Source organism: Leucobacter sp. M11 (assembly GCF_035726885.1).
Lineage (GTDB): Bacteria > Actinomycetota > Actinomycetes > Actinomycetales > Microbacteriaceae > JAPFRB01.
In genome coordinates this window covers 400,793-406,312 of the sequence record NZ_JAPFRB010000001.1, presented here as the reverse complement: position 1 = coordinate 406,312, position 5,520 = coordinate 400,793, and the positions used below count along the sequence as shown (strand labels likewise).

Below are 5,520 nucleotides of genomic sequence, written 5' to 3'. Positions count from 1 at the left end.
GTTCCGGATCGCCGTCGATCCGGAACCGGAGGAGGGCTTTCACGTGCAGATCCTGGCCCGGGAGTCGGGGACCAGCGTGCTCCTCGCCGACTGGGTGGCCGAGCTGCCCGGCGTCGCCGAGGCGAGCGACGAGGCCGAGCTGCGCGCCGCCCTCACCGCGGGCGGCATCGCGATGAACGGCGCGGATGACCTGTTCTTCCTGCCAGAGGAGAGCCGCGCCCGCCTCCACGGCAGCGCGGACGCGGCCCACGTGCGCCGGCTGAGCGCCGCGGACGCGGCGGCCTTCGCGGCGTTCACGGAGCGCGCCCCCGAGGCGGACGTGGACGAGGCCTACGTCGAGCTCGATCACTGGGCCGTGTTCGGCGCGTTCGACGGGGACGAGATCGTCGCCGCGGGCAGCGCCTACCCCTTCGACGAGGACACCCTGCTCGCGGACCTCGGCGTGCTCACCCTGCCGAGTCACCGCGGGCGCGGCCACGCACGCGAGGTCATCCACGCCCTGGCACGGCACGCGCTCGCCGAGGGCTTCGAGCCCCAGTACCGCTGCCAGATCGACAACACCTCCTCCGTGATCCTCGCCGGGCGCGCCGGCTTCCAGCGGCTCGGCACCTGGGACGTGCCCCTGCCCGCCTGAGTCGGACCCCGCGGTCGGGCCGCGCGCGTCGCTGACCGCGCGGCGCTGCCCGGCGCGCGCCCCCCGCCGCCACGCGCGTCGCCGTTCGGCGGCGGCGCGTCTGGCGCGCGCCGCCCGCCGCCCTGACGGCGTGCCCCCGGTGCGGCGCGCGCGGGCCGGGACGCGCCGTCCCGTCCTGCCCACCCCGGCATGGATCGCCTCTCCCGCGTCCCGCTCACCGGGGCATCGGCAGGCCCGCCGAACCGGCGACGGCCGGGCGCGGACCGAGGCACCGGCCGCCGATTGTCCTCCGCCCCAATGCCACACGGTGCGACGTGTGCGTCGCGCACAACGGGCGACACCCGAGGCTGCGATGTACTGGACTCCTGCCCCCGAGCCGAGTCTGCGACACCTTTTCCCGTGTCGCCCGGTGCGGCGTTGCCCGGGGACACCAAGAGCGAGGAGGCTCGAATGCTGGGACACCAACCGCCGCGACGCCGGCGCCGACGCGGAGCCGGAATGCTCGCCGCGCTGGCCGCGGGAATCGCCCTCGCCGTCGCGGGAACCGCGGCGGCGCCGCCGGGGCCCGCGGCCGCCGCGCCACCCGAGGAGTCGGTGGTCTTCACCGTGGGCACGACCGCGGAGGTCGACTCGATCAACCCGATGCTGTCCGTGCTCTCCCTCTCGCTCCGGTTCACGGACTATCTCTTCGACTCGGTCACGGAACGATCCTCGGAGGACCTCAGCGCGATTCCCGGCCTCGCCTCCTCCTGGGAGGGATCCCCGGACGGGCTGACCTGGACCTACCACTTCCGCACGGGCCTGACCTGGAGCGATGGGGCTCCGCTCACCGCGGAGGACGCCGCCTACACCTACGGGCGGATCCTCAAGGGCGGCCCGGGGCAGGGGACCTGGGGAAACTACCTCGAGTCCGTGCGCAGCGTCGAGGCGACCGACCCGGCCACGCTCGTCCTCCGCCTCGACCAGCCGAATGCGCTCCTGCCGCGGCTCACCGTTCCCGTAATGCCCAAGCACATCCTGGAGCAGTACGCCGACGACGACTTGGACCGGTACCCCCTCGACCCGGAGACGATCGTGACCTCCGGCCCCTTCCGGCTCCTGGAGGGCTCCCCGGGGGCGGCGACCTATCGCTTTGCCGCGAACCCGGAGAACTGGCGGGGCGCGCCGCCGATGGACATCCTGACCTACAGGTTCTTCAAAGCTGAGGACACCGTGATGCAGGCGCTCATCAAGGGGGACATCGACTACACGAGCAACGTCACCCCGCTCCAGGCGAAGGTGCTGGCGAAGATCCCGGGCGTCACGGCGAATGTCTTCCCCGAGCTCGGGACGATTCGCGAACTCGGCTTCAACACCGGCTCCGTTGACCTCGAGACGGGAGCCCCCCTGGGTGACCCCAATCCCGCCGTGCTGGACCCCGCCTTCCGCATCGCGCTCACGACCGCCGTCGATCGGGCCGCAATTGCGGCCAAGGCGCACAAGGGCGCGGCGTTCCCGCTGACCTCGGTCATCGGCGCGGGCTTCGACCAGTTCCGCTGGGAGCCCGCCGCGGCCGAGACGGCGTTCAACCCGGAGCTGGCCGCCGAACGCCTCGACGCGGCCGGGTACCGGCTCGACGCTGCGGGGCGGCGCACGCTCCCGGACGGGTCCCCGATGGGGGAGCTGCGCCTGTTCGTCCAGTCCAGCGATCAAACCTCCGTGCAGACGGGCCAGCTCCTCAGAGAGTGGTTCGACGACCTCGGCCTCACCCTGCAGATCACCGCCATGCGCGAGGCCAAGCTGAACGACGTCGTCGCGAGCGGCACCTACGACATGTTCGAGTGGGGCTGGAGCATCGACGACGATCCCGACTCCATTCTGATGTACTTTGCCTGCAATCAGCGCGGCCTCTGGTCGGACTCGTGGTTCTGCACGAGCGAGTATGACGCGCTGTACGCGGCGCAGAAGCGGGAGGTTGACCCGGAGCAACGCATCGAGCGCATCCAGGAGATCCAGCGGTACCTGTTCCGCGAGGCCCCGTACCAGGTCCTGGTCGGCCAGCACACGCAGGAGGCCTACCGCACGGATCGCTTCCACGGCTTCCAACCGGCGCTCGGAATGGACGGCAACGTGCTCTTCGACGAGAACGCGTACTACCACTTGATACCCGGGCCAGAGCCCGGCAGCGGGGGAGCCGGCGGCTCGAGCGCGAGCCGCGGAAACACCGCCCTGATTCTGGGAAGCCTCCTCGCGGCCACCCTCGTGGTGCTGGGCGGCAGAGCACTCCTGGCGGCGCGCCGCCGGGCGACAGCGGAGGAGACGGAATGACCTCGATGCCCACCCCCAGCACGACCCGGCTGAACGCCGTGGTCCCCGAGGGTCGACCCCCGCGCGCCCAACGGCTCAGCGGCCGGTTCAGCTGGCGCTTCATCCGCACCCAGCTGATCGGCACCGCCGCCTCGCTGGTGTTCCTCCTCGTGGTGAACTTCTTCCTGTTCCGGGTGATCAACCCGCACCCCGAGCGAACCCTCGGACGCGGCAAGGCCAAGACCCTGGAACAGCTCGAGGCGATCCGGCACCGGCTCGGCCTCGACGAGCCGCTGCCCGTGCAGTTTCTGACCTACCTGAAACAGGTGTTCACGGGGGACCTGGGCACCTCATTCCAGTACTCGAAGCCCGTGACCGAGCTGATCCTGGAACGGCTCGGACCCACCCTGCTCCTCGTCGGCACGGCCACGATCCTCGCCGTCGTGATCGGGCTCTGGCTGGGGGCGCGGCAGGCCTGGCGGCACGGCGGCCAGTTCGACCGGAGCACCTCGATCCTGACCACGATCGTGTACTCGATGCCGGAGTGGTGGCTCGGCCTGCTGCTGTTCATGGTGTTCGCCGCGGGCATCGGCCCGATCACGGGGATCTTCCCCATCGGCGGGCTCACCTCCCAGGGGGTGAATCCCTGGTCCCTCGACGGGGTCGCCGACACGATCTGGCACCTGGTCCTCCCGGTGACCACGCTCACCCTCGCCTACATCGCCGAGTACTCGATTATTATGCGCTCCTCCATGCTCGACGTGATGGGGCAGGACTACCTGCTCACGGCCCGGGCCAAGGGGCTCACCGACGAACAGGTGCGACGCCGTCACGCCCGACCGAACGCGATGCTCCCCGTCACCACCCTGATCGCCCTCGACCTGGCGTTTGCCGTCGGCGGCGCGATCACGGTCGAAACCGTCTTCTCCATCCCGGGGCTCGGCCTCCTCACGACCGAGGCCCTGCGCATCCCCGACCTGCCGCTGCTCCAGGGCACCTTCCTCGTGTTCTCCACGGCGGTGGTGCTGGCAAACCTGGTCGCAAACTTCCTGCACGCACTCCAAGACCCGAGGGTGAAATCATGACGAGCGCACACCGTACGAGCCCCCCGCTCGCCGAAGCGGCGGAGGTGAGCCCCCGGGCCCTGCGCCGTCGGCTCCGCCGCCAGGCCGCGGCGCGCACCTGGGCGCAGCTGCGCCGAAACCGCCTCGGGATGACCGGCCTGATCGTGCTGGTCCTGTTTGCGGCCGTCGCGGTGTTCGCGCCCTGGCTCGCGGACGCGAACGAGCTGCGCGCGTCGCAGGCGACCGGCCCCCTCCTCGCTCCACCGAGCGCGGACTATCCGCTCGGCACCGACGACAACGGGCGCTCGGTGCTCGCCCTGTTGATCTTTGGGTCACGGGTGCCGCTCATCGTCGGCCTCACCGCGACGGTGATCTCGATGGTGATCGGCACGATCGTCGGCATCGCCTCCGGCATCCTCGACGGCTTCGCCGGAGCGGCGCTGTTCCGCGTTACCGAGTGGTTCCTCGTCATTCCGTTCCTCCCGCTCGCCCTCGTCCTCGCGACCCTGCTCGGCGGCTCGCTGGGCTCGGTCATCCTCGTGATCGGGATCACCGGGTGGCCCTCCACCGCGCTGCTCATCCGGGCGCAAACCCTCTCCGTGCGGGAGCGGCCCTTCATCGAGCGCGCGCAGATCCTCGGCGCGGGCCGCTGGCACCTGATGAGCCGGCATATCTTCCCGAATGTGCTGCCGCTCGTGTTCGCGAACACCACCCTCACGGTTGCCGGCTCGGTGCTCGCGGAAACCACCCTCGCCTTCCTCGGCTTCGGCGATCCTACCGCCGTGTCCTGGGGCACCATGCTGAACGCCGCCTTCGCCAACGGGGCCGTCTCCCTCGGCGCCTGGTGGTTCCTGATTCCTCCCGGGATCTGCGTCGTCCTCGTCGTCCTCGCCTTCACCCTGGCCGGGCAGGCCCTCGAAGACATCGTCAACCCCCGACTGAAGGAGAGCCGATGAGTGCCCTGCTCGACATCCGAGACCTCACCGTCACCTACCGCAGCGAGCGGGGCGAGGTCCCCGCGGTTCGCGGGGTGTCCCTCGCCATCGACGCCGGGGAGACCATCGGCATCGCGGGGGAGTCCGGCTCCGGAAAGTCCACGATGGCGCAGGCGGTGCTCCGCCTGCACCCCCGCAGCGTCCGCGTCAGCGGGCAGGTGTTCGTCGACGGTCAGGACGTGAACAGCCTCAGCTGGGGCGCGCTGCGCCGGATGCGCTGGTCGGACGCGGCGATGGTCTTCCAGGGGGCCATGCACTCCCTGAACCCGGTCCTGACCGTCGGGGAGCAGATCGCCGAACCCGTGCTCATCCACGCGCCCGCGACGACCGCGGCCGCCGCCCAGCGCCGCGTCGCTGAGCTGCTCGACTCCGTCGGGCTGACCGCGGAACACGCCGCCACCTACCCGCACCAGCTCTCCGGCGGACAGAAGCAGCGCGTCATGATCGCGATGGCCATCGCCTGCAACCCGAAACTGCTCGTCGCCGACGAACCAACGACCGCGCTCGATGTGAAGGTCCAGGCGCAGATCATGCGGCTGCT

General features: G+C 70.9%; 5 protein-coding genes. All 5 read left to right on the top strand.

The window, feature by feature from the left end; genetic code table 11:
- On the top strand, positions 1–634 hold a 634-nt coding region (locus OOT08_RS02025), incomplete at its 5' end, for a GNAT family N-acetyltransferase (protein WP_325090888.1).
- Between the two features lie 498 nt (positions 635–1,132).
- A complete protein-coding gene (locus OOT08_RS02020) occupies positions 1,133–2,941 on the top strand; it encodes an ABC transporter substrate-binding protein (protein WP_325090887.1) in 1,809 nt (602 codons plus the stop codon).
- Positions 2,938–4,005 (top strand): ABC transporter permease, encoded by a 1,068-nt coding sequence (locus OOT08_RS02015; protein ID WP_325090886.1) that lies wholly within the window; start codon positions 2,938–2,940, stop codon positions 4,003–4,005. Before OOT08_RS02020 ends, OOT08_RS02015 begins: the two co-directional genes overlap by 4 nt.
- Positions 4,002–4,940, top strand: coding sequence for an ABC transporter permease (locus OOT08_RS02010; RefSeq protein WP_325090885.1), 939 nt, complete (start codon positions 4,002–4,004; stop codon positions 4,938–4,940). The genes OOT08_RS02015 and OOT08_RS02010 overlap by 4 nt, the downstream gene beginning before the upstream one ends.
- A partial coding sequence (locus tag OOT08_RS02005) for an ABC transporter ATP-binding protein (protein WP_325090884.1) occupies positions 4,937–5,520 on the top strand: 584 nt, incomplete at its 3' end. The genes OOT08_RS02010 and OOT08_RS02005, both read left to right, overlap by 4 nt.

Coding starts and splice junctions, on each gene's coding strand:
- OOT08_RS02020 (WP_325090887.1), top strand. CDS start 1,133: ATGCTCGCCGCGCTGGCCGCGGGAATCGCCCTCGCCGTCGCGGGAACC.
- OOT08_RS02015 (WP_325090886.1), top strand. CDS start 2,938: ATGACCTCGATGCCCACCCCCAGCACGACCCGGCTGAACGCCGTGGTC.
- OOT08_RS02010 (WP_325090885.1), top strand. CDS start 4,002: ATGACGAGCGCACACCGTACGAGCCCCCCGCTCGCCGAAGCGGCGGAG.